Genomic DNA, 20772 nt, shown 5'->3' with positions numbered 1-20772 from the left:
GGTACGTTCCTTATTTCAGTGATAACGACATACCCTGCAGGAAATATTTACGGAACAGGATAAATAGCACGACGACAGGCAGCATCTGCACCACTGCCCCAGCCATTACCGGCCCCAGATACACGCCGTAAGATTTACTGAACGTCGCTAACAGGACTGAGAACGGCATTTTTTCGACATCTCGCATCACAATCAGCGGCCACAGGAAGTTGTCCCAGGAGCTTGAGAAGGTGAATAGCGCAACAATCGCCAGAATGGATTTATTCAGCGGCATCATCACATGACGCAAAATGCCCCACAGATTGGCGTGATCGAGACGCGCGGCGTACAGGTAATCATTCGGCGTCCCTTTGAAGCTCTGCGACACCATAAAGATCCCCCACGCGCTCATCGCATAGGGCAGGATCATCGCGCTGTAGTCATTAATCAGCCCCAGCTCCCGCATCAGCACAAACTGCGGAATGATGAACATGAATACCGGGAACACCATCTGCACAATCAGTAAATTGCGAAACGCGTTTTTACCGTGAAATTCGGTCTTCGCCAGCGCGTATCCCACCAGCATCGAGGTGACGGTCACACAGGCGGTGATGGTGATGGACACAAACAGCGAATTACACAACGTGCGCAAAAACGGCTTATCTGCACGGTTGCTGTTATCAAAAAGGAAGGTGTAGTTTTCCAGCGTTAAATGCCCGGAGAACAGGCTGCTGGTGTAGATTTCCGCCGTTGGCTTCAGTGAGGAGACAACCATCCAGATAAACGGGTAGAGCCAGCTTAACGCCAGTAAAAACATCACCGCATGAATTAACAGGCTCAAGGGAGTGAGTTTTTTCATTCACACAATCTCGATATTTTTTTCAAACAGTTTGCGGAAGAGCCAGATAGCCAGGAAGCTACACCCAGCCACAATGATTGACATTGCAGCGGCCCAGGTCGGTTTCATATTCTGGAAAGCGGCTTCATACATCACCACCATTGGACTAGTTGTACTGTTCAACGGCCCACCGCCGGTAATTAAATAAGGTTCGGTGAAAATACTGAAAGCGACGGTAATCACCAGCACCATCACCATGACAATTTGCGGATTCATCATAGGCAAGGTAATGGCCCAGCTTTGTTTAAGGCGCCCCGTTTTATCCAGCACTGCCGCACTATAAATATCGTGCGGAATAGATTGCATCCCGGAATAAAGAATCAGACCGTAATAGCCGACAAATTTCCAGGTTACAATCAGGGCGATCGATAGCATTGCGCAGTCCGGGTTGGTAAACCAGGGAACAGAAACATTAAAAGCTTCACGTAAAAACTGATTCACTGGGCCATATTCACTAAAGAGTTTGGCAAACACAATGGAATAGGCCACGCCCGATGATATATTAGCCAGCAAAAAACTCAGTGCAATAAACCCCTTCCCATATTTAATTTTACGCAGACCGGCGGCAAAGAGTAACGAGGTGATAAAGACGATGGGTAAATACCACATCAGGAACCGACAGATATTCCACATTGATGTCCAGAATAGCTGGTCGTTAACCACGCCAATAATATTCTGTAGCCCCGTAAAACGGGGCGTACCAATAAATTGCCAGTGTGTCACGCTAAGCACCAGCAGCCAGGCCAGTGGGTAAAACCAGAACAGCAAAGAATAACCTATCCATACGGAGGCCAGCAGGCCTCCGGTACGGGAATCATATCCGGCCATTGATCCCCCTTATTTGGATAATAGGGCGTTAATTTCTTGCTGGGACTGGGCTAATACTTTGGTCGGGTCATCCTGGTTAAAAATCACCCGTTCAAGCATCTGCGTCATACTACGCTGCACTTCCGTGGTTTGCGTCGTCGCCACCGGCGGCAGCGCGACATCAACATAGGACGCAATGCTTTTCTCCAGCGGGTTCTGGTCAAAATACTGAGTAAACAGCGGGTTAGTCATCAGATCGGCGCGCGCTGGCGGCATACCGGTAAGTTCCAGCCAGCTACGGTCATGCTCTGCATGGCCAAAAACCCATTGTATGAATGCCCAGGCTTGCGTTTTGTGTTTGCTGGAGCTGAACATCACCATGCCTTTGCTGTCACCAAACGTATGCGGATGCGCGACGCCACCTTCGGTTAGCATTGGGCCTATCTGAATGGTTTTCAGTATGTCCGGGTACTGTTTACGGTAGCGTGCGAGATCCCAGGGGCCACGTGCCGAGGCCAGTACTAGCCCGGTTGCCAGCGGGTCGTCAGCGGCGGTGAAGTCATAGCTGCTCCACTTGTTTTCAAACACTTTCCCCATAAATGTCAGCACGGCCTGACCCGCAGGGTTATTGAATTCAGCTTTTTTATCCGCGATATAGGCTTTGCCACCGCTCTGTGCGTAATACAACGGGATAAAGTCAAACCAGCGCTCCCACCAGTTTTTGCCCGCCGTCAGCTGCATTACGTAGCCGTGGTTATCTGCCGCCCGGCGCTCAGCCAATTGGTAAAGTTCGTCGTAACGTGTCGGAACATGGTCAAAACCGTATTTTTTCAGCAAATCACCGCGCCACCACCAGACAATAGGATTGATATAAATCGGCAGGACATTTTGCTGGCCGTTGAGTTTCCAGGCGGGAAGGATCGCCGTCATTTGACGCGAATTCACCAGTGCCTCAAATCCAGGCATTTTAGATAAATCTTCAATTTGCCCGACATCAACAAGCTGACTGGCAAAACCAATAAATATATTACTGGAAATATCCGGTTCAGTTCCTGAGGCCAACGCATTCATGATGGCTTCTTCCGAGCTATTAGCCGCAGGAATAGTTGTAAATTCAACGGGTGTATGCGTGGCGTCTTTATTCCATTCCGTCACCATTTTATTCCAGAACGCCTCTTCATTTTCATTCGGCGCGACCCACATTTTAATCGGTGTTTTAGCGCTATCTTGCGCCTCGCTTTTATCATCCGGGCCACAACCGGAAATACAGAAACTGAGTAGTATTGATGCCGTCAATTTAGCAACCGTTGAATATTTCACGATTTATCTCCCTAACGCGTAATACGTATTATTGGCTTACCGCAACCCTGCTTTGAATGAGGCGTAAACTAGCACTCCTTTTTTATGTTTAACGTTAAACAAATCACAAAACAATTTTTGTTTAACGCTAAACTTAGCGCCCATTAACGTATAAATAAAAACGCAAACATATAATCCCCATGAATATAAAAAAAGAAAATAAAACACCTGATGAATATAAAGAAATAAAAAACACCAGGATAACAATAAAATCATTGGCCAGTGAAATGGGTATTTCACACACGACGATTTCAAATGCGTGGAATAACCCTGAAAAACTCTCTGCTGATTTACGGGAGCGTATTTTGTCTTATGCAAAGTCGGTCGGTTTTCAGGGACCCGATAAACTGGCTCGGGCGTTACGTACCGGAAAATCAGATGCCATCGGCGTGGTTTTTAACGACTCAATGAGTTACGTATTTATCGATCCCCATGACATCAAGCTGATGCGCGGGATTGCCATACGTTGCGAAGAACAGAATATAAATCTGGTGCTTATTCCGCTGCAAAAAGGGGCCTCGTGTAAATCGCCATCCCCCACCACGCTGGTTGATGGTTACATTCTCAATGCCACCTACAACAATGCCGAAGTCATCCAGCAAACGCTCGCGCGCCATCTCCCGGTCGTGACGCTTGATTTTCAACTGCCGCAATACAGCAGCGTATCCATAGATAACACCTGTGCGATGCGCGATATCGCGACCTATCTGCTCCAGAAAGGGCATCGCCATTTTGGCATCATCGCCTTCTCCTCGAGCCCCGGCGTCCAAGGGATGCATCATCTTAAGCAGGCTATCGCCGGCGACAACACATTAATGCTGACGCGCGTAAATGCCTGCCGCGACGTATTTCATGAGCATGGAATACCGCTGGGCGATAGCTGGCTCTATGAAACTCAACACGATGAACAGCATGGCGAACTGGCCGCTGAGACGTTATTAACGGCCCATCCCGCCATCACCGCGCTTATCTGCCTGTCGGATCGTTTCGCGGTTGGCGCAGTCAATTACTGCCAGCGCAATGGCCTGCCCATTCCCCAACGCGTGGCGATCATCGGCTTTGACAACGTGACGCCCGAAGTGAAGGGCATTGGGCTTACGACCATCGCCCAGGATGCAGAACGCAAAGGTAAAATCGCCGTTGAGTTACTCCTGAAAAACGGGCCAGTCACCCACTATGCGCTGGAGTATCAGCTCATCGTGCGGGAAACCGCCTGAGTACCTATTGCTTAACCGAAGAGTGGATTATGGATGAACTGACCTGCTTTAAAGCCTACGACATTCGTGGCGAAGTCGATGTCGAACTCACACCCGGAATTGCCTATCGGATTGGTCGCGCCTACGCCAGTTGGTTACACCCCCGACGCGTTGTGGTCGGGGCGGATATTCGTCTGAGCTCGGAGGCGTTAAAAGCCGCGCTCGCGGAAGGACTGATGTCCAGCGGCGTTAATGTGATTGATATTGGCCTCACGGGCACGGAAGAGATTTACTTTGCCACGCGTGAGCTACGCGCAGACGGTGGAATTCAAGTCACCGCCAGCCATAATCCCGCCCATGACAATGGCATGAAACTGGTGCGCGAAGAAGCACGCCCGGTAAGCAACGACAACGGGCTACTTGAAATTAAAGCGCTGGCAGAGAAAAACGCGTTTCCGCCCGCTGTGCATCGCGGCGTCCTCACCACCTATGATAACCGTCCCGCATGGATCCGCTGCCTGCTGCGTTTCTTCAGGCACCCGTTGATACGCCCGCTGCGGATTGTCGCCAACTCAGGGCATGGAACAGCAGGCCCGGCGCTCGATGCGCTAGCTGAGGCACTGAATCACTCTGGCGTGCCGGTTGAATTTATCCGTCTACATCATCAACCCGATGGCCGTTTCCCGGCGGGTGTTCCCAATCCGATGCTGGCAGAAAACCAGCTCGCCACCCAGCAGGCGGTTATTGATAATCATGCTGATTTTGGTATCGCCTGGGATGGCGATTTCGATCGCTGTTTTTTCTTCGATCAGCGCGGCGAATTTATCGAGAGCTATTACCTGGTGGGGCTGTTTGCCCGTCATTTTTTACAGCACTCGCCCGGTAGCAGCGTTATCCTCGATCCACGCTTAATCTGGAATACCCTCGAGGTTATCAACCACAACGGCGGGAAGCCGATTATCAGCAAAACCGGACACGCCTTTATCAAAGCCCGGATGCGCCAGGAAGATGCCATCTACGGCGGCGAAATGAGCGGACATCACTACTTTCGCGAATTTGGCTACTGCGATAGCGGGATGATCCCGCTGGTGCTGATGCTGCAAATTATTGGCGGTAGCCATCAGCCATTGTCTGACTTTATCGCCGGGGCGCAGGCGCAGTTTCCGGTATCAGGAGAGATCAATCGGGTTGTCGACAGTCCTGCCGACATGCTCAAAAGCATTACCGCGTACTATCAGCCCCAGTCGCCACAATACGACGACTGCGATGGCGTTAGCCTGGCCTTTGCCGACTGGCGCTTTAACTTGCGCGCCTCGAATACCGAACCGCTGCTGCGTCTGAATGTTGAAACTCGCGGCGATACCGGCCTGCTCTCCGCCAAAACTGCCGAAGTGCTGGCATTCATTGCCGCGAAGGAGGCGCTATGACAGCCCTTAACCTGAGCAATATCCATAAAAAATACGACAAGACCACCATCATTGAAAATTTGTCTCTGGAGATAGCTTCCGGTGAATTTATCGTGCTGGTCGGCCCTTCCGGCTGCGGTAAGTCGACGCTGCTGCGAATGATTGCCGGGCTTGAGATGCCCGATAGCGGCACACTGATGATGGGTGATAAAGACGTCACCCACCTTGCAGCGGGCAAACGTAGCTTGTCGATGGTGTTTCAGTCCTACGCCCTCTATCCGCATATGACCGTACGCGATAACCTCTCGTTTGGCTTACGGAATATCAAAACCCCGGCTGATGAAATCGCGCGGCGAATCCATCGTGCAGCCACCATGCTAAAGCTGGATGAGATGCTCGACAGGCTGCCGCAAAATCTCTCCGGTGGCCAGCGACAGCGCGTGGCGATTGGCCGTTCGATTGTTCAGGAACCAGAGCTGTTCTTGTTTGATGAGCCGCTTTCCAACCTCGATGCCGCGCTACGCGTGGAGATGCGTCAGGAGATCCAGCAGCTACATAACACGCTGAAAAACACCATGATTTATGTCACCCACGACCAGGTCGAAGCCATGACGCTCGCCGACCGTATCGTGGTGCTCTACAAAGGAAAAATTGAACAGGTCGGCACGCCGCTTGAGCTCTACAACACACCGGCAAACCTGTTCGTTGCCAAGTTTATCGGCACGCCTAAAATCAATATTCTCCCTGCCGTCTGGTATCAGGGCGCGCTACAGATTGCGGATGACATCGTCTTCCCGCTTTCTCGCCAGCCGGAAGGGATTCGTGAAGGCGATAAAATGTTTGTCGCCATCCGTCCGGAGCATATGCAGTATCAGCAACCCGGTGACTTTACCCTCACCGGTCGCACCCGTCTGTGTGAACTTCAGGGAGACTCTACGCTGGTCTGGCTGGAGGCCGCCGGAGAATCAATCTGCCTGAAGTCATTCCAGCAGTTGAGCTTCCCAAACCAGCAATCACTCAGCTTGAGCGTACAAGAGGCCCACCTCCACCTGTTTGATTCGTTGGGTAAGCGGGTCACGCTTCGTTAAGCGCTGCCCCCGGTAACGGGGGCGTTCTTTGAATCCCATCACAATCATCACATTCCCTTTTTCCCTTTTGCTCGCCGACGGCTAAATTAGTAACTCATCCGACCACATAACAATAATTTCACATACTGGACATTCTTATGAGCTATCCGTCGCTGTTCGCCCCGCTCGATCTGGGTTTTACCCAGCTTAAAAACCGTGTGCTGATGGGTTCGATGCACACCGGGCTTGAGGAGTATCCCGACGGCGCGGAGCGTCTGGCGGCATTCTATGCCGAACGCGCGCGTCACGGCGTGGCGCTGATTGTCAGCGGCGGAATCGCACCGGATGCCACCGGCGTTGGAATGGCGGGCGGCGCGATGCTGAACGACGCGAGTCAGGTACCGCATCACCGCGTGATTACCGATGCGGTGCATCAGGAAGGCGGCAAAATTGCCCTGCAAATCCTGCATACCGGTCGCTACAGCTATCAGCCAAAGCTGGTTGCGCCCTCTGCGCTCCAGGCGCCGATAAACCGTTTTACGCCACACGCGCTAACCCATGAAGAAATCCTTGCCCTGATCGATGACTTTGCCCACTGTGCCCAGCTGGCGCGCGAAGCGGGCTACGATGGCGTGGAAGTGATGGGCTCAGAAGGATATTTGATCAACGAATTTCTGGCCGCCCGTACCAACCAGCGCGATGACCAGTGGGGCGGCGACTACGCCAACCGCATGCGTTTTGCCGTGGAAGTGGTGCGCGCGGTACGCCAGCGCGTAGGAAAAGATTTTATTATCGTTTATCGCCTGTCGATGCTCGATCTCGTGGATAACGGCGGCACCTTCGATGAAACCGTGCTGCTGGCAAAAGCCATTGAGGCCGCCGGAGCGACAATCATCAATACCGGGATCGGCTGGCATGAAGCGCGGATCCCCACCATTGCGACGCCGGTGCCACGCGGCGCATTTAGCTGGGTGACGCGTAAACTAAAAGGCCACGTGACGATCCCGCTGGTCACCACTAACCGTATCAACGATCCGCAGGTGGCCGATGACATTCTGTCGCGCGGCGACGCCGATATGGTGTCGATGGCGCGCCCCTTCCTGGCCGATGCCGAACTGCTGTCAAAAGCGCAGTCTGGACGAGCCGACGAGATCAACACCTGCATCGGTTGTAATCAGGCCTGTCTGGATCAGATCTTCGTCGGCAAAGTGACTTCCTGTCTGGTGAACCCGCGCGCCTGCCATGAAACCAAAATGCCGATAGTGCCCGCTGCGCGGAGCAAAAATCTAGCGGTGGTCGGCGCTGGTCCGGCGGGTCTGGCCTTTGCCATCAACGCCGCCGCGCGCGGCCATCAGGTAACGCTGTTTGATGCCAACGCCGAGATCGGCGGGCAGTTTAATATCGCCAAGCAGATCCCAGGCAAAGAAGAGTTTTATGAAACGCTGCGCTATTACCGCAGAATGATCGAGATAACCGGCGTCACGCTGAAGCTCAATCAGCGTGTTAGCGCCGACGATCTTCTGCACTTTGATGAGACCATTCTCGCCACCGGGATCACCCCGCGCACGCCGCCGATCGACGGTATCGATCACCCGAAAGTGCTGACCTATCTTGACGTGCTGCGCGATAAAGCCCCGGTAGGCAAGCGCGTAGCCATTATCGGCTGCGGCGGCATCGGCTTTGATACCGCGATGTATCTCAGCCAGCCAGGCAGTCCAACCAGCCAGAATATTGCCGAGTTCTGCGTTGAATGGGGGATCGATACCAGTCTGCAACAGGCCGGCGGCCTGCGTCCGGAAGGGCCACACCTGGCGCGTAGTCCACGGCAGATCGTCATGCTACAGCGTAAGGCCAGTAAGCCAGGCGAAGGGCTGGGCAAAACTACCGGCTGGATCCACCGTACTACCCTGCTTTCGCGTGGAGTGAAAATGATCCCAGGCGTTAGCTACCAAAAGATTGACGATGCGGGATTACACGTGGAGATCAACGGCGAAGCGCAAACGCTAGCGGTTGATAATGTGATTATCTGCGCCGGGCAGGAACCCAATCGTCTGCTCGCGGAACCGCTGCAGGCTGCGGGTAAAACGGTGCATCTTATCGGCGGCAGCGATGTTGCGGGAGAGCTGGACGCCCGACGAGCTATCGCGCAGGGCACCCGACTGGCGCTGGAGATTTAACTATCTGTTGAATTTATCCGGCCTAACGTTTATCAGGCCGGATAGGCGTTTTTACTACTCTCTGGCGTCAGCGATTAACGGCGACGGCCGAGTTTCACCGCTTTCAGCACCACAAATTTGTTGTTCGTCGCGATGGTTTCGCAGTTACCGAAAATCTTCTTCAGTTTGTGGAAGTAGTCGAGATGACGGTTGGCGACGATATACAGCTCGCCGTTGATTTTCAGGCAGCGGCGCGCGTGGTGGAACATCTCCCACGCAATGTTATCGGTCAGCGCGTGTTTCTGGTGGAACGGCGGGTTGCACAGTACCGCGTTAAAGCGGAACGGCTCCACGCCGGAGAGCGCGTTGTTGATCATAAACTCGCAGCGATCCAGCGCTTCTGGCAGGTTGCTTTCCACGTTCAGACGGCTGGAGGCAACGGCCATTGGGGATTCATCGACAAACACCACGTTCGCCTGCGGATTCTTCTCCAGCAGCGTCATACCGATAACGCCGTTGCCGCAGCCAAGGTCAACAATCTCGCCTTCCAGATTATCCGGCAGATTTTGCATAAAGAAACGTGCGCCAATATCCAGCCCGGTGCGGGAGAAGACGTTGGCATGGTTGTGGATGGTCCAGTCGGTGCCTTCCAGCTTCCAGCTCAGCGTCAACGAGGTGTCGGCTAATTCCGGCTTGCTGAAGGTACAGTTAATCAGACGCGCTTTTTTCCATGCCAGCGTGGTAGTGGTTGGGCCGAGCACTTTTTCAAACAGTTCAAGCGTCGAAGTGTGGATATCGCGGGCTTTCGCACCGGCAATAATACGCGTCTGTGGCGTCACCACTTCGCGCAGCGCACGCAGCTGCTGTTCGAGCAGCGCCATGGTTTTTGGGATCTTAATCAGCACCACGCCCGGCGCCTGCGGATACTCGGCGGTGCTGTCGAGGAATTTGACGCTGGATTCAGCAATGTCGTTGTGGCGCAGGTTTTCACGCGTCGCCAGCTCGCTTAAGTAAGAATCGCCAATACTGTACGGGGTATGTTCCGCCAGCGCACAGCCCAGCGCGCCGAAGGTATCATTCAGGATTATCACCGGGCCGCTAATCTCGGTATCGTCCAGCTGTTGCAGCAGATATTCATCCGCCGCTTCCCACGCCAGCAGCGGGTTAACGTCATCCGTCTCCGGGAAACGTTTAAGTGTCAGCGAACGGAAACCGTTGTCTATGTGGCTCATCGGCCCTCCTGAATGGTAAAATTACGGCGTATCCCTGAAAAGGGTGCGTGAGTATACACTTTTTATGATTTGCGTGGGTGAAGATGAACCAACTAACTTACCTCCAGGGCTACCCGGAGCATTTACTGACTCAGGTGCGCACGTTAATCACCGAGCGGCGCCTGGGGGCGGTGCTGGAGAAACGCTACCCCGGTACGCACGATTTCGCTACCGACAAGGCGCTCTGGCAGTATACCCAGGATCTGAAAAGCCAGTTTCTGCGCAACGCGCCGCCAATCAATAAAGTCATGTACGACAATAAGATCCACGTGCTGAAAAACGCGCTCGGGCTGCACACGGCGGTATCACGCGTGCAGGGCGGCAAGCTCAAAGCCAAAGCGGAGATTCGCGTCGCCACCGTGTTCCGCAACGCACCTGAAGCTTTTTTGAAAATGATCGTGGTTCATGAATTGGCGCATCTGAAAGAGAAAGAACACGATAAAGCGTTCTATCAGCTGTGCTGTTATATGGAGCCGCAGTACCACCAGCTGGAGTTTGATACCCGTTTGTGGCTCACGCATCTTTCGTTAAAGGAAACTGCGTAGGCGAGCACTGGCATTGTCATAAAGGCGTGATACATTGACGAAAGAATCCCTTTATGGAGCCTGAAGGCGTTTATGATACGTTTCGCTGTGATTGGGACAAACTGGATAACCCGCCAGTTTGTCGATGCCGCTCATGAGACCGGCAAGTACAAGTTAACCGCCGTCTATTCCCGCAGCCTCGAGCAGGCGCAAAGTTTCGCCAACGATTATCCCGTCGAGCATCTGTTCACCTCGCTGGAAGCCATGGCACAAAGCGATGACGTCGACGCGGTGTATATCGCCAGCCCGAACTCGCTGCACTTTCCGCAAACCGAGCTGTTCCTGCGCCATAAAAAGCATGTGATCTGCGAGAAGCCACTCGCGTCTAACCTGCGTGAAGTGGAGCAGGCGATTGCCCTCGCTCGCGAAAACCAGGTGGTGCTGTTCGAAGCGTTTAAAACGGCCAGCCTGCCTAACTTCCAGCTGCTGCAGCAAACGCTGCCAAAGCTCGGTCAGCTCCGTAAAGCGTTTATCAACTACTGCCAGTACTCTTCTCGCTACCAGCGTTATCTCGACGGCGAAAACCCAAATACCTTTAACCCAGCCTTCTCCAACGGCTCGATTATGGATATCGGTTTTTACTGCCTGGCCTCAGCGGTCGCACTTTGGGGCGAGCCAAAACAAGTTCAGGCTTCCGCTAGCCTGCTGGACAGCGGCGTCGACGCCCATGGTGTGGTGGTGATGGACTACGGTGATTTCAGCGTCACGCTGCAGCACTCCAAAGTCAGCGACTCCAGCCTGCCAAGTGAAATTCAGGGCGAAGCCGGGGCGTTGGTTATCGAAAAAATCTCCGAGTGCCAGAAGCTTTCCTTCGTGCCGCGCGGCAGCAAAGCGCAAGATCTCAGCCAGCCTCAGCACATCAATACTATGCTGTATGAAGCCGAAGAGTTTGCACGCTTGGTCGAAAACAACGAAGTGAATCACCCAGGGCTTGAAGTCAGCCGCATTACCGCCAAAGTTCAGACCGAAATCCGTCGCCAGACCGGCGTCGTTTTCCCGGCGGATGCGCAGGCTTCGTAAAACAACGTAAAAGAGAGAGGTCGGGTCATTGACGAAACCAGTGACCTGACATATTTTGTTACGTGCAAAGGGGAGTAACTTCCTTGTCGGTGGATCGTCATTACGATACGTGTAAAACGTATCCGGTCGCCGGGCAACGAAAAAGGAATACGAACGCGTATTCCTTTCTTGTTGTAAGTGAGACCTTGCCGGAAGGCGAGGTCTATGCATAAAAAGCAACGGCTATCGTCTTCTGACGTTAGCCGTTTTTTTATGCGTAAGGAAAATAGTTATGAATACAGTCGGCACACCGTTGCTGTGGGGCGGATTCGCGGTTGTGGTGGTTATCATGCTCGCCATCGACCTGTTTTTACAGGGCCGTCGCGGCGCTCATACGATGTCGATGAAACAGGCCGCTAGCTGGTCGCTGGTCTGGATAACCCTCTCTTTGCTGTTTAACGCAGCCTTCTGGTGGTATCTGGTACAGACCCAGGGGCGTGCGGTGGCCGATCCACAGGCGCTGGCCTTCCTCACCGGCTACCTGATTGAAAAATCGCTGGCGGTCGACAACGTCTTCGTCTGGCTGATGCTGTTTAGCTACTTCTCCGTTCCGGCAGCGTTGCAGCGTCGGGTGCTGGTCTACGGCGTATTGGGCGCGATCGTGCTGCGTACCATCATGATCTTCGCCGGCAGCTGGCTTATCTCCCAGTTTGAATGGCTGCTGTATCTCTTCGGCGCGTTTTTGCTGTTCACCGGTATCAAGATGGCGCTGGCCAAAGAAGATGAAGGCGGCATTGGCGACAAGCCGCTGGTACGCTGGCTTCGTAGCCATCTGCGGATGACCGATAAAATCGAGAATGAGCATTTCTTTACCCGCAAAAACGGCGTGCTGTTTGCTACCCCGCTGCTGCTGGTGCTGATTCTGGTTGAGCTGAGCGACGTGATTTTCGCGGTAGATAGCATCCCGGCAATCTTCGCGGTGACGACCGATCCGTTTATCGTGCTGACCTCTAACCTGTTCGCGATCCTCGGCCTGCGTGCGATGTACTTCCTGCTGGCGGGCGTTGCAGAGCGCTTCTCAATGCTGAAGTACGGTCTGTCGATAATCCTGGTGTTTATCGGTATCAAGATGCTGATCGTCGATTTCTACCACATTCCGATCTCCATTTCGTTGGCCGTGGTTGGCGGCATTCTGCTGCTTACCCTGCTGATTAACGCATGGGTTAATCACCGTAACGATGCGAAAAAACAGATGATGTAATCCCCTCTGCGGACGAGCCTCTCGTGGCTCGTCCGAATCCTTGCTCTCGTTCATATTTGCGTCGCAAAAATGTAAATAATTAGTTAAGAATTATGACACGCAACGTAAATTCCAGCATTTTATACTTCCCCAACCGAAGACATTCCTTATACTCGATCGTGCAAACATTTTTTTACATCCAGACATAAACGTAACAAATAATACGTCGCTGGAACGACACAACTCATCATCTTAAGGAATGCAATGATGACACAACAACCCGCTTCATCCGGCTTCATGCGCTTTGTGACCCAGGGCAGTCTGGTCAAACAGATCCTTCTCGGTCTTGTCCTCGGTATTTTGCTGGCGCTGGTTTCAAAACCCGCCGCTATCGCCACCGGCCTGCTGGGCACGCTGTTCGTTGGCGCGCTGAAAGCTGTGGCGCCGGTACTGGTATTAACACTGGTGATGGCCTCTATCGCCAACCATCAGCAGGGCCAGAAAACGAACATCCGCCCGATTTTATGGCTCTATCTGTTCGGCACCTTCGCGGCTGCGCTGACCGCCGTGGTGGTGAGCTTCATCTTCCCTTCCACGCTGCAACTGGCGACCGGGGCAACGGACATCACGCCGCCAACCGGTATCGTTGAGGTGATGCACGGCCTATTGATGAGCATCGTGGCCAACCCGATTCACGCGCTGATTAATGCCAACTACATCGGTATTCTGGTTTGGGCAGTGGGTCTGGGTTTTGCTCTGCGCCATAGCAATGAGAGCACCAAAAATCTGGTCAACGATATGTCGAATGCGGTGACTTTTATCGTGAAGGTAGTTATCCGCTTCGCGCCTATCGGGATCTTTGGCCTGGTATCTTCTACGCTTGCCACCACCGGTTTCTCGGCGCTGTGGGGCTATGCACAGCTGTTGTTGGTGCTGATTGGCTGTATGGCGGTGGTCGCGCTGGTGATAAACCCGCTGCTGGTATTTTTGCAGATTCGCCGCAACCCATATCCACTGGTGTTCCTGTGCCTGCGCGAAAGCGGCGTGACCGCCTTCTTTACCCGCAGCTCGGCGGCAAACATTCCGGTCAACATGTCGCTGTGTGAGAAGCTGAATCTGGATCGTGATACCTACTCGGTATCCATTCCACTAGGGGCCACGGTCAATATGGCGGGGGCGGCGATTACCATCACCGTGCTGACGCTGGCAGCCGTACATACACTGGGTATTGCTATCGATCTGCCAACCGCGCTGCTGTTGAGCGTCGTGGCATCGCTGTGCGCCTGCGGCGCATCCGGCGTGGCGGGTGGTTCATTACTGCTGATCCCGCTGGCCTGTAATATGTTTGGTATTCCCAACGAGATTGCCATGCAGGTGGTTGCCGTCGGCTTTATCATCGGCGTGCTGCAGGACTCCTGCGAAACCGCCATCAACTCCTCTACCGATGTGATGTTCACCGCCGCCGTTTGCCAGGCGGAAGATGCGCGTCTGGCAAAGGATGCGCTGCGCAGCTAGTCCTTCTCCCCCTTCGCCATCAGGCGGAGGGGTTTTCTTCCTGCACTTTCTTCTCGACCTTAAACGGGTCAATGCCTTTACGCTGCATCCGCCAGAAGCGAATAATGTTCAGGCCGTTCATCACGAGGAAGCTGCCTTCAATCAGCGTGCCGCCAATAGAACCGAGCCAGAAGTTATGCATCACCCAGCAGGCCGTTGAGCACCACATCACGCAGCGCACCGTCAGCCCTTTGCAGCGAAACAGCGCCCAGGTACTGGCCACCGTGCCGATGACCGGCAGAATTTCCATCGCATGCTGAAGTTTGCCGATACCGATAATCAGCGTCAGGGCGATAAACAAGAACATCACCCACAGGCGCCGGGTATAAACCGAAATCACCGTTCGAATCACGTTAAGCTCGGCGCTCGCTCCGGCCGGGATAGCTCCCATCAAGAAGAAATGCAGCCCAATAACGCCGCTGTAGATAGCCAGCTGAAACTTGAAACGACGCTCGTCGCGGTTGATGAAAGTAGTGATACCGATCAGAAAAGCGATGATACCTACGCCCTGGGCGAGCCAATACGCGGTCATGAAGAGTCCCTGAGAAACGAAGTCATAAAAAAACGGCGCTTCAGGATTTGAAACGCCGTTTTATCGTATCAGAATATCGTGCGACTACAACGTGACACCGCTCTTAAACAATGCCAGCTCGCGGAAATCATTGCGCTCGTTGCAGGTCTGCTTGCCGTTGGCGAAGTCCACAATTGTATCGACAAACTCATTAAGCAGCTGAGGCATCGCTTTACCGTGAATCAGCTGGCCGGCGTCAAAGTCGATCCAGTGTTTTTTCCTGGCTGCCAGCTCACTGTTGGTGGCGATTTTCACCGTTGGCACGAAACCACCGTATGGCGTACCGCGACCGGTACTGAACAGCACCATATGACAGCCCGCACCCGCCAGTGCGCTGGTAGCAACCGCATCGTTGCCCGGCGCGCTCAGCAGGTTCAGCCCGTGGGTTTTCAAACGTTCGCCGTAGCGCAGTACGTCAACCACCTGGCTGGAGCCCGCTTTTTGCGTGCAGCCCAACGACTTGTCTTCCAGCGTGGTGATACCGCCCGCTTTGTTGCCCGGAGATGGGTTCTCGTAAATCGGCTGATTGTGGGCAATGAAGTACTGCTTAAAGTCATTGACCATAGTCACCAGCTTGCCGAAGGTCTCTTCATCGCGACAGTGATCCATCAGCAACTGCTCGGCACCGAACATTTCCGGAACTTCAGTCAGCACGGTGGTGCCGCCGTTGGCAATCACATAGTCAGAGAAGCGTCCCAGCATTGGGTTAGCGGTGATACCGGACAGACCGTCAGACCCGCCGCACTCCAGACCAAACTTCAGCTCGCTCAGTTTACCTGGCTCACGCTGGTCGTTACGCATCACATCGTACAGTTGGCGGAGGTGTTCGATCCCCGCTTCCACTTCGTCTTCCTGGTGTTGGCAGATCATAAAGTGAACGCGTTCAGGATCGAACTCTCCTAACGTTTCGCGGAAGGCATCAACCTGGTTATTTTCACAGCCAAGACCCACCACCAGCACCGCACCCGCATTCGGGTGACGCACCATGTTTTGCAGCATGGTACGGGTATTAATGTGGTCATCACCCAGCTGCGAACAGCCGTAGGTGTGGCTGAAGAGGTGAACGCCGTCAATACCTTCAGCATCATTGCTTTCTTTGAGGAAGCGCGTTTGCATCTGACGTGCCATCGCGTTGACACAGCCAACGGTCGGCAGGATCCACAGTTCGTTACGCACCCCAACTTCACCGTTCGCGCGGCGGTAAATCTGTACCTCACGATCGGCGTGCTGTGCCACTTCAGCCTGGAAATCCGGTTGGTAGCTATACGTATCCAGATCGCTCAGATTGGTACGGGTGTTATGAGCATGAATGTGCTCACCCGCCGCCACATCGACCAGCGTATGGCCGATTGGCAGACCGTATTTAATGACGTTTTCGCCTTTCGCAATGGCGCGCAGAGCGAATTTATGGCCGCGCGTCACCGGCTGGCGTAGGGTGATAACCTGGCCATCAACGGTCACTTCGGTTCCTTCCGCTAAGTCAGCGAGCGCTACCGCGACATTATCCAGCGCATGGATCTTGATGTATTGCATACCAACCCCAGACCTTAGTTCAGTTCAATGGCGAAATAGTCACGCGCATTGTTAAAGCAAATATTTTTCACCATCTCACCCAGCAGCTGGATATCGGCAGGCGCTTCGCCCGCGGCAACCCAACGGCCAATCATCTGGCACAGAATACGGCGGAAGTATTCATGACGGGTGTAAGACAGGAAGCTGCGGCTATCGGTCAGCATGCCCACAAAGCGGCTCAGCAGGCCCAGCTGCGCCAGCTGCGTCATCTGACGTTCCATACCGTCTTTCTGGTCGTTGAACCACCAGCCGGAACCGAACTGCATTTTGCCCGGCATCCCTTCACCCTGGAAGTTACCGATCATGGTGCCCAGCACTTCGTTGTCGCGCGGGTTCAGACAATAGAGGATGGTTTTTGGCAGCAGGTTCTGTTCGTTCTGCTTGCTCAGCAGCTTAGACAGCTCTTCAGCCATCGGGCGGTCGTTGATAGAGTCAAAACCAACATCCGCGCCCAGCAGTTTGAACTGACGTTGGTTGTTATTACGCAGCGCACCAATGTGGTACTGCTGTACCCACTCGCGACGTGCATATTCAGCACCGAGGAACACCAGTACCGCGGTTTTGAACTGCGCCACTTCGTGCTCGCTCAGGGTTTCACCGGCCAGACGACGGGCCAGGATGCTATCGAGTTCTGCTTCGTTAGACTCAGCGAACAGCACCACGTCCAGCGCGTGGTCGGACACTTTACAACCGTGAGCGGCGAAGTGATCCAGACGTTTGGTCAGCGCGGTCTGCAGATCGGCGAAACGGCGGATTTCAGTGTCAGACACTTCGCTCAGTTTCGCCATATAGTCGTTGAAAGTCGCCTGTTCGATATTGAAGGCTTTATCCGGGCGCCAGCTCGGCAGCACTTTCACGTCGAAAGAGCCATCTTTAGCAACAGCCGCGTGGTGTTCCAGAGAATCGATAGGGTCATCGGTGGTGCCGACCATTTTCACGTTCATCTGCTTCATGATGCCGCGCGCGGAGAACTTGTCCTGCGCCAACAGCTCGTTGCACTCATCCCAGATTTCGCCAGCGGTGGCCGGAGACAGCAGTTTACCGGTAATGCCGAACGGACGGCGCAGCTCCAGATGGGTCCAGTGGTATAACGGGTTGCCGATGGTGTGTGGAACGGTCGCCGCCCACGCGTCAAATTTCTCACGGTCAGACGCATCGCCGGTACACAGGCGCTCAGCAACACCATTGGTGCGCATCGCACGCCACTTGTAGTGGTCGCCTTTCAGCCAGATGTCATACAGGTTTTTAAAGCGATAGTCTTCAGCAACCTGCTGCGGCGGTAAATGGCAGTGGTAGTCGAAAATCGGCTGGTCTTTTGCGTAGTCGTGGTACAGACGGCGGGCAAATTCGGTATCTAACAGGAAATCTTCAGTCATAAACGGGGTCATTATCGTCTTCCTCTCAACGAGTGGGTCAGATGTTTATCTGTAATGCCGACAAAGTTATCACACCAATTTCATTGGACCGACGATTTTTTCGTGAGTTAGATCAATAAACGCTGACAAAAAATGACAATAAAACTGGCAAAAATGAGCTGCAAGCCGCGCCAGTACTGGCCTGCCTTATCTACCCCTTAAACACTATGGAAAATACCTCTTTTGTGACGGTATTCACCTTTTAAAGTTGTATGACAAGTTATCTTGCCCCCCGTCGAATACATACACAGACACAATGCATTAGCAGTGGTCGATACAGACACCTGATTTAGCGGTACGGATACCGAATTCAGCACACGTACTAATGGCAAGTTCGGGCCGTACCGGGATTCACGTCCTCGGTAAGCCCTTCGAAAAAACATCATCTCCTGGCACAGGGTGATGGCTGCGAACCCCGCAGAGATAACAAAACGATGAGGTTTACATGCGTAAAATTAAAGGATTACGTTGGTACATGATTGCACTGGTGACGATGGGCACCGTGCTAGGATACCTGACACGTAATACCGTGGCGGCAGCGGCGCCAACCTTAATGGCTGAGCTGCATATTTCCACACAGCAATATTCGTACATCATCGCTGCTTACTCCGCAGCTTACACCGTCATGCAGCCCGTTGCGGGCTATGTGCTGGACGTTCTGGGTACCAAAATTGGCTACGCCTTCTTCGCCGTTGCCTGGGCTGTATTCTGCGGCGCTACCGCGCTGGCAGGCAGCTGGGGTGGCCTGGCGATTGCCCGTGGTGCAGTCGGTGCCGCAGAAGCGGCGATGATCCCTGCGGGTCTGAAAGCGAGCTCCGAGTGGTTCCCGGCGAAAGAGCGTTCTATTGCAGTGGGCTACTTCAACGTCGGTTCTTCTATCGGCGGTATGATTGCTCCACCGCTGGTCGTCTGGGCTATCGTGATGCACAGCTGGCAGATGGCGTTCATCATCTCTGGCGTACTGAGCTTCATTTGGGCGATGTCCTGGCTCATCTTCTACAAACACCCACGCGATCAGAAGAAATTAACTGACGAAGAACGCGATTACATCATTGGTGGTCAGGAAGCACAGCACCAGACCAACAACGGTAAGAAAATGTCGCCGTGGCAGATTATTCAGACCCGTCGCTTCTGGGGTATCGCACTGCCACGTTTCCTGGCAGAACCAGCCTGGGGTACTTTCAACGCCTGGATCCCACTGTTCATGTTCAAAGTGTATGGCTTTGATCTGAAAGAAATCGCTATGTTTGCATGGATGCCAATGCTGTTTGCTGACGTAGGCTGCGTACTGGGTGGTTATTTGCCGCCGCTGTTCCAGCGCTGGTTCGGCGTTAACCTGATTGTTTCGCGTAAAATGGTTGTCACCATGGGCGCACTGCTGATGATTGGCCCTGGGATGATCGGCCTGTTCACCAGTCCTTATATTGCTATCGCCCTGCTGTGCCTTGGTGGCTTTGCTCACCAGTCCCTGTCCGGCGCGCTAATTACGCTCTCTTCCGATGTATTCGGTCGTAACGAAGTGGCTACCGCCAACGGTTTAACCGGGATGGCGGCATGGATGGCAAGTACCATGTTTGCTCTGGTGGTCGGTGCGCTGGCCGATACCATTGGCTTCAGCCCGCTGTTTGCCGTACTGGCTATCTTCGACCTGTTAGGTGCGCTGGTTATCTGGACCGTCCTGCAGAACAAACAGGCGGACGATGGCGAATCGGATAGCCATCACCCGACGCAGCAGGCAACGCAAAACTAATCGATTCCTGATGTCTTTTTTCTCTCAAGCCGCCTTGATTCAGGCGGCTTTTTTCATTGCTAATTGTGGTTAGCTGTGCGTAAAAGTGGTATAACAAATTTAATCTGCCGTACCCTGCCTGGAGAGCATATGGAAATCACCGATGTCCGCCGTTTGTATCAGCAACTTGCCGCTGAGTTAAAAGAGCGCATTGAGCAAGGGGTTTACCTTGTGGGCGATAAACTGCCTGCTGAGCGCTTCATTGCCGATGAAAAGAGCGTGAGTCGTACGGTGGTCCGCGAAGCCATTATCATGCTGGAAGTGGAAGGGTACGTTGAAGTCCGCAAGGGCTCAGGCATCCATGTCATTTCCAATCAAGCCAAATACCATCAGGCGCCAGATGAAAACCTGGAGTTTGCCAACTACGGTCCGTTTGAACTGCTGCAGGCTCGCCAGCTGATTGAAAGCAACATAGCCGAATTTGCCGCGACCCAGGTCACCAAGCAGGACATCATGAAACTGATGGAGATCCAGGAAAAAGCGCGCAAAGAGAAGTGCTTCCGCGATTCAGAGTGGGATCTCCAGTTCCACGTGCAGGTCGCGCTAGCCACGCAAAATACCGCGCTCGCCGCGATTGTCGAAAAAATGTGGACCCAGCGCGTGCATAACCCGTACTGGAAAAAACTGCATGACCATATCGATGCGCGTACCGTCGATAACTGGTGTGACGATCACGACCAAATATTAAAAGCGTTGATTCGTAAAGATCCGCATGCGGCCAAAATCGCCATGTGGCAGCACCTCGAAAACACTAAGCTGATGTTATTCAATGAAACCAGCGATGATTTCGAGTTCAACGCCGACCGTTATCTGTTTGCGGAAAACCCGGTTGTCCACCTTGATACCGTAGCCATCGGCGGTAAATAACCCCCCCCTTTCCGCGCTACGCGAAACCGTTGAAATCTCTAT

At 53.5% G+C, this 20772-nt stretch carries 17 protein-coding genes; 10 read left to right on the top strand and 7 right to left on the bottom strand.

The features are described 5' to 3' along the window. Positions 1-10: 10 nt before the first annotated feature. The 3 genes from LZ634_RS20515 to LZ634_RS20505 are packed head-to-tail and all read right to left on the bottom strand — an operon-like array spanning position 11 to position 3004. Positions 11-838 carry a carbohydrate ABC transporter permease gene (locus LZ634_RS20515; RefSeq protein ID WP_234508520.1) on the bottom strand — a complete coding sequence of 276 codons (828 nt, stop codon included), beginning with the start codon at positions 836-838 and terminating at the stop codon, positions 11-13. Further along, entirely contained in the window at positions 839-1705 is an 867-nt protein-coding gene (locus LZ634_RS20510) for a carbohydrate ABC transporter permease (protein WP_234508518.1), read from the bottom strand. Positions 1706-1714: 9 nt separating this feature from the next. Beyond that, positions 1715-3004 carry an ABC transporter substrate-binding protein gene (locus LZ634_RS20505; RefSeq protein WP_234508516.1) on the bottom strand — a complete coding sequence of 430 codons (1290 nt, stop codon included), beginning with the start codon at positions 3002-3004 and terminating at the stop codon, positions 1715-1717. A 179-nt stretch (positions 3005-3183) separates the two neighbouring features. On the opposite strand from LZ634_RS20505, the gene LZ634_RS20500 reads away from it, so the two are divergent. From LZ634_RS20500 to LZ634_RS20485, 4 genes are all read left to right on the top strand, one after another. After that, a complete protein-coding gene (locus LZ634_RS20500) occupies positions 3184-4260 on the top strand; it encodes a LacI family DNA-binding transcriptional regulator (RefSeq protein WP_234508514.1) in 1077 nt (358 codons plus the stop codon). 29 nt (positions 4261-4289) lie between these two features. After that, complete coding sequence (locus LZ634_RS20495; RefSeq protein ID WP_234508512.1) at positions 4290-5666, top strand: phosphomannomutase CpsG; 1377 nt, start codon at positions 4290-4292, stop codon at positions 5664-5666. Next, complete coding sequence (locus tag LZ634_RS20490) at positions 5663-6733, top strand: ABC transporter ATP-binding protein (protein ID WP_234508510.1); 1071 nt, start codon at positions 5663-5665, stop codon at positions 6731-6733. The genes LZ634_RS20495 and LZ634_RS20490 overlap by 4 nt, the downstream gene beginning before the upstream one ends. Positions 6734-6870: 137 nt before the next feature. Beyond that, a complete protein-coding gene (locus tag LZ634_RS20485; protein ID WP_234508508.1) occupies positions 6871-8889 on the top strand; it encodes an NADPH-dependent 2,4-dienoyl-CoA reductase in 2019 nt (672 codons plus the stop codon). 74 nt (positions 8890-8963) lie between these two features. Here the strand turns inward: LZ634_RS20485 and rlmG are convergent, their stop codons facing one another. After that, positions 8964-10100, bottom strand: a complete 1137-nt coding sequence (gene rlmG / locus LZ634_RS20480; protein WP_234508505.1) for a 23S rRNA (guanine(1835)-N(2))-methyltransferase RlmG — start codon at positions 10098-10100, stop codon at positions 8964-8966. An 83-nt stretch (positions 10101-10183) separates the two neighbouring features. Here rlmG and LZ634_RS20475 point away from each other — a divergent pair, with 83 nt between their 5' ends. The 4 genes from LZ634_RS20475 (at position 10184) to sstT (ending at position 14477) form a co-directional block, all read left to right on the top strand. Further along, positions 10184-10684, top strand: coding sequence for a YgjP-like metallopeptidase domain-containing protein (locus LZ634_RS20475; protein ID WP_234508503.1), 501 nt, complete (start codon positions 10184-10186; stop codon positions 10682-10684). A 72-nt stretch (positions 10685-10756) separates the two neighbouring features. Then, on the top strand, positions 10757-11743 hold the full coding sequence (locus LZ634_RS20470; RefSeq protein WP_234508501.1) for a Gfo/Idh/MocA family protein: 987 nt from the start codon (positions 10757-10759) through the stop codon (positions 11741-11743). A gap of 271 nt (positions 11744-12014) precedes the next feature. Next, positions 12015-12983 (top strand): TerC family protein, encoded by a 969-nt coding sequence (locus tag LZ634_RS20465; protein WP_234508499.1) that lies wholly within the window; start codon positions 12015-12017, stop codon positions 12981-12983. Positions 12984-13226: 243 nt separating this feature from the next. Beyond that, positions 13227-14477 (top strand): serine/threonine transporter SstT, encoded by a 1251-nt coding sequence (sstT, locus tag LZ634_RS20460; RefSeq protein WP_234508496.1) that lies wholly within the window; start codon positions 13227-13229, stop codon positions 14475-14477. 19 nt (positions 14478-14496) lie between these two features. Here sstT and LZ634_RS20455 read toward each other — a convergent pair whose 3' ends face one another. From LZ634_RS20455 to uxaC, 3 genes are all read right to left on the bottom strand, one after another. Continuing rightward, a complete protein-coding gene (locus tag LZ634_RS20455) occupies positions 14497-15048 on the bottom strand; it encodes a YgjV family protein (protein ID WP_234508494.1) in 552 nt (183 codons plus the stop codon). Between the two features lie 84 nt (positions 15049-15132). Then, positions 15133-16620, bottom strand: coding sequence for a UxaA family hydrolase (locus LZ634_RS20450; protein ID WP_234508492.1), 1488 nt, complete (start codon positions 16618-16620; stop codon positions 15133-15135). Between the two features lie 14 nt (positions 16621-16634). After that, positions 16635-18047: a glucuronate isomerase gene (gene uxaC, locus LZ634_RS20445; RefSeq protein WP_234508489.1), complete on the bottom strand. Its 1413-nt coding sequence runs from the start codon at positions 18045-18047 to the stop codon at positions 16635-16637. Between the two features lie 472 nt (positions 18048-18519). On the opposite strand from uxaC, the gene LZ634_RS20440 reads away from it, so the two are divergent. Both LZ634_RS20440 and exuR read left to right on the top strand, forming a co-directional pair. Then, the gene (locus LZ634_RS20440; RefSeq protein ID WP_234508487.1) at positions 18520-19824 is read left to right on the top strand and encodes an MFS transporter; all 1305 of its coding nucleotides are present in this window, start codon (positions 18520-18522) and stop codon (positions 19822-19824) included. 129 nt (positions 19825-19953) lie between these two features. Further along, positions 19954-20730, top strand: a complete 777-nt coding sequence (exuR, locus tag LZ634_RS20435; RefSeq protein WP_234508486.1) for a transcriptional regulator ExuR — start codon at positions 19954-19956, stop codon at positions 20728-20730. Positions 20731-20772 lie beyond the last annotated feature (42 nt).

It is taken from the genome of Kluyvera intermedia (assembly GCF_021440345.1).
Classification (GTDB): domain Bacteria; phylum Pseudomonadota; class Gammaproteobacteria; order Enterobacterales; family Enterobacteriaceae; genus Kluyvera; species Kluyvera intermedia_A.
Note: the sequence above shows the minus strand (reverse complement) of the source record. Positions and strands in the feature narration are given on the sequence as shown.

What these genes read in the sequence shown, in the direction of transcription:
- LZ634_RS20440 (WP_234508487.1), top strand. Translation starts at nt 18,520, where the DNA reads ATGCGTAAAATTAAAGGATTACGTTGGTACATGATTGCACTGGTGACG.
- LZ634_RS20455 (WP_234508494.1), bottom strand. Translation starts at nt 15,048, where the DNA reads ATGACCGCGTATTGGCTCGCCCAGGGCGTAGGTATCATCGCTTTTCTG.
- LZ634_RS20515 (WP_234508520.1), bottom strand. Translation starts at nt 838, where the DNA reads ATGAAAAAACTCACTCCCTTGAGCCTGTTAATTCATGCGGTGATGTTT.
- LZ634_RS20510 (WP_234508518.1), bottom strand. Translation starts at nt 1,705, where the DNA reads ATGGCCGGATATGATTCCCGTACCGGAGGCCTGCTGGCCTCCGTATGG.
- exuR (WP_234508486.1), top strand. Translation starts at nt 19,954, where the DNA reads ATGGAAATCACCGATGTCCGCCGTTTGTATCAGCAACTTGCCGCTGAG.
- LZ634_RS20490 (WP_234508510.1), top strand. Translation starts at nt 5,663, where the DNA reads ATGACAGCCCTTAACCTGAGCAATATCCATAAAAAATACGACAAGACC.
- LZ634_RS20465 (WP_234508499.1), top strand. Translation starts at nt 12,015, where the DNA reads ATGAATACAGTCGGCACACCGTTGCTGTGGGGCGGATTCGCGGTTGTG.
- rlmG (WP_234508505.1), bottom strand. Translation starts at nt 10,100, where the DNA reads ATGAGCCACATAGACAACGGTTTCCGTTCGCTGACACTTAAACGTTTC.
- LZ634_RS20470 (WP_234508501.1), top strand. Translation starts at nt 10,757, where the DNA reads ATGATACGTTTCGCTGTGATTGGGACAAACTGGATAACCCGCCAGTTT.
- sstT (WP_234508496.1), top strand. Translation starts at nt 13,227, where the DNA reads ATGATGACACAACAACCCGCTTCATCCGGCTTCATGCGCTTTGTGACC.
- LZ634_RS20495 (WP_234508512.1), top strand. Translation starts at nt 4,290, where the DNA reads ATGGATGAACTGACCTGCTTTAAAGCCTACGACATTCGTGGCGAAGTC.
- LZ634_RS20475 (WP_234508503.1), top strand. Translation starts at nt 10,184, where the DNA reads ATGAACCAACTAACTTACCTCCAGGGCTACCCGGAGCATTTACTGACT.
- uxaC (WP_234508489.1), bottom strand. Translation starts at nt 18,047, where the DNA reads ATGACCCCGTTTATGACTGAAGATTTCCTGTTAGATACCGAATTTGCC.
- LZ634_RS20485 (WP_234508508.1), top strand. Translation starts at nt 6,871, where the DNA reads ATGAGCTATCCGTCGCTGTTCGCCCCGCTCGATCTGGGTTTTACCCAG.
- LZ634_RS20450 (WP_234508492.1), bottom strand. Translation starts at nt 16,620, where the DNA reads ATGCAATACATCAAGATCCATGCGCTGGATAATGTCGCGGTAGCGCTC.
- LZ634_RS20500 (WP_234508514.1), top strand. Translation starts at nt 3,184, where the DNA reads ATGAATATAAAAAAAGAAAATAAAACACCTGATGAATATAAAGAAATA.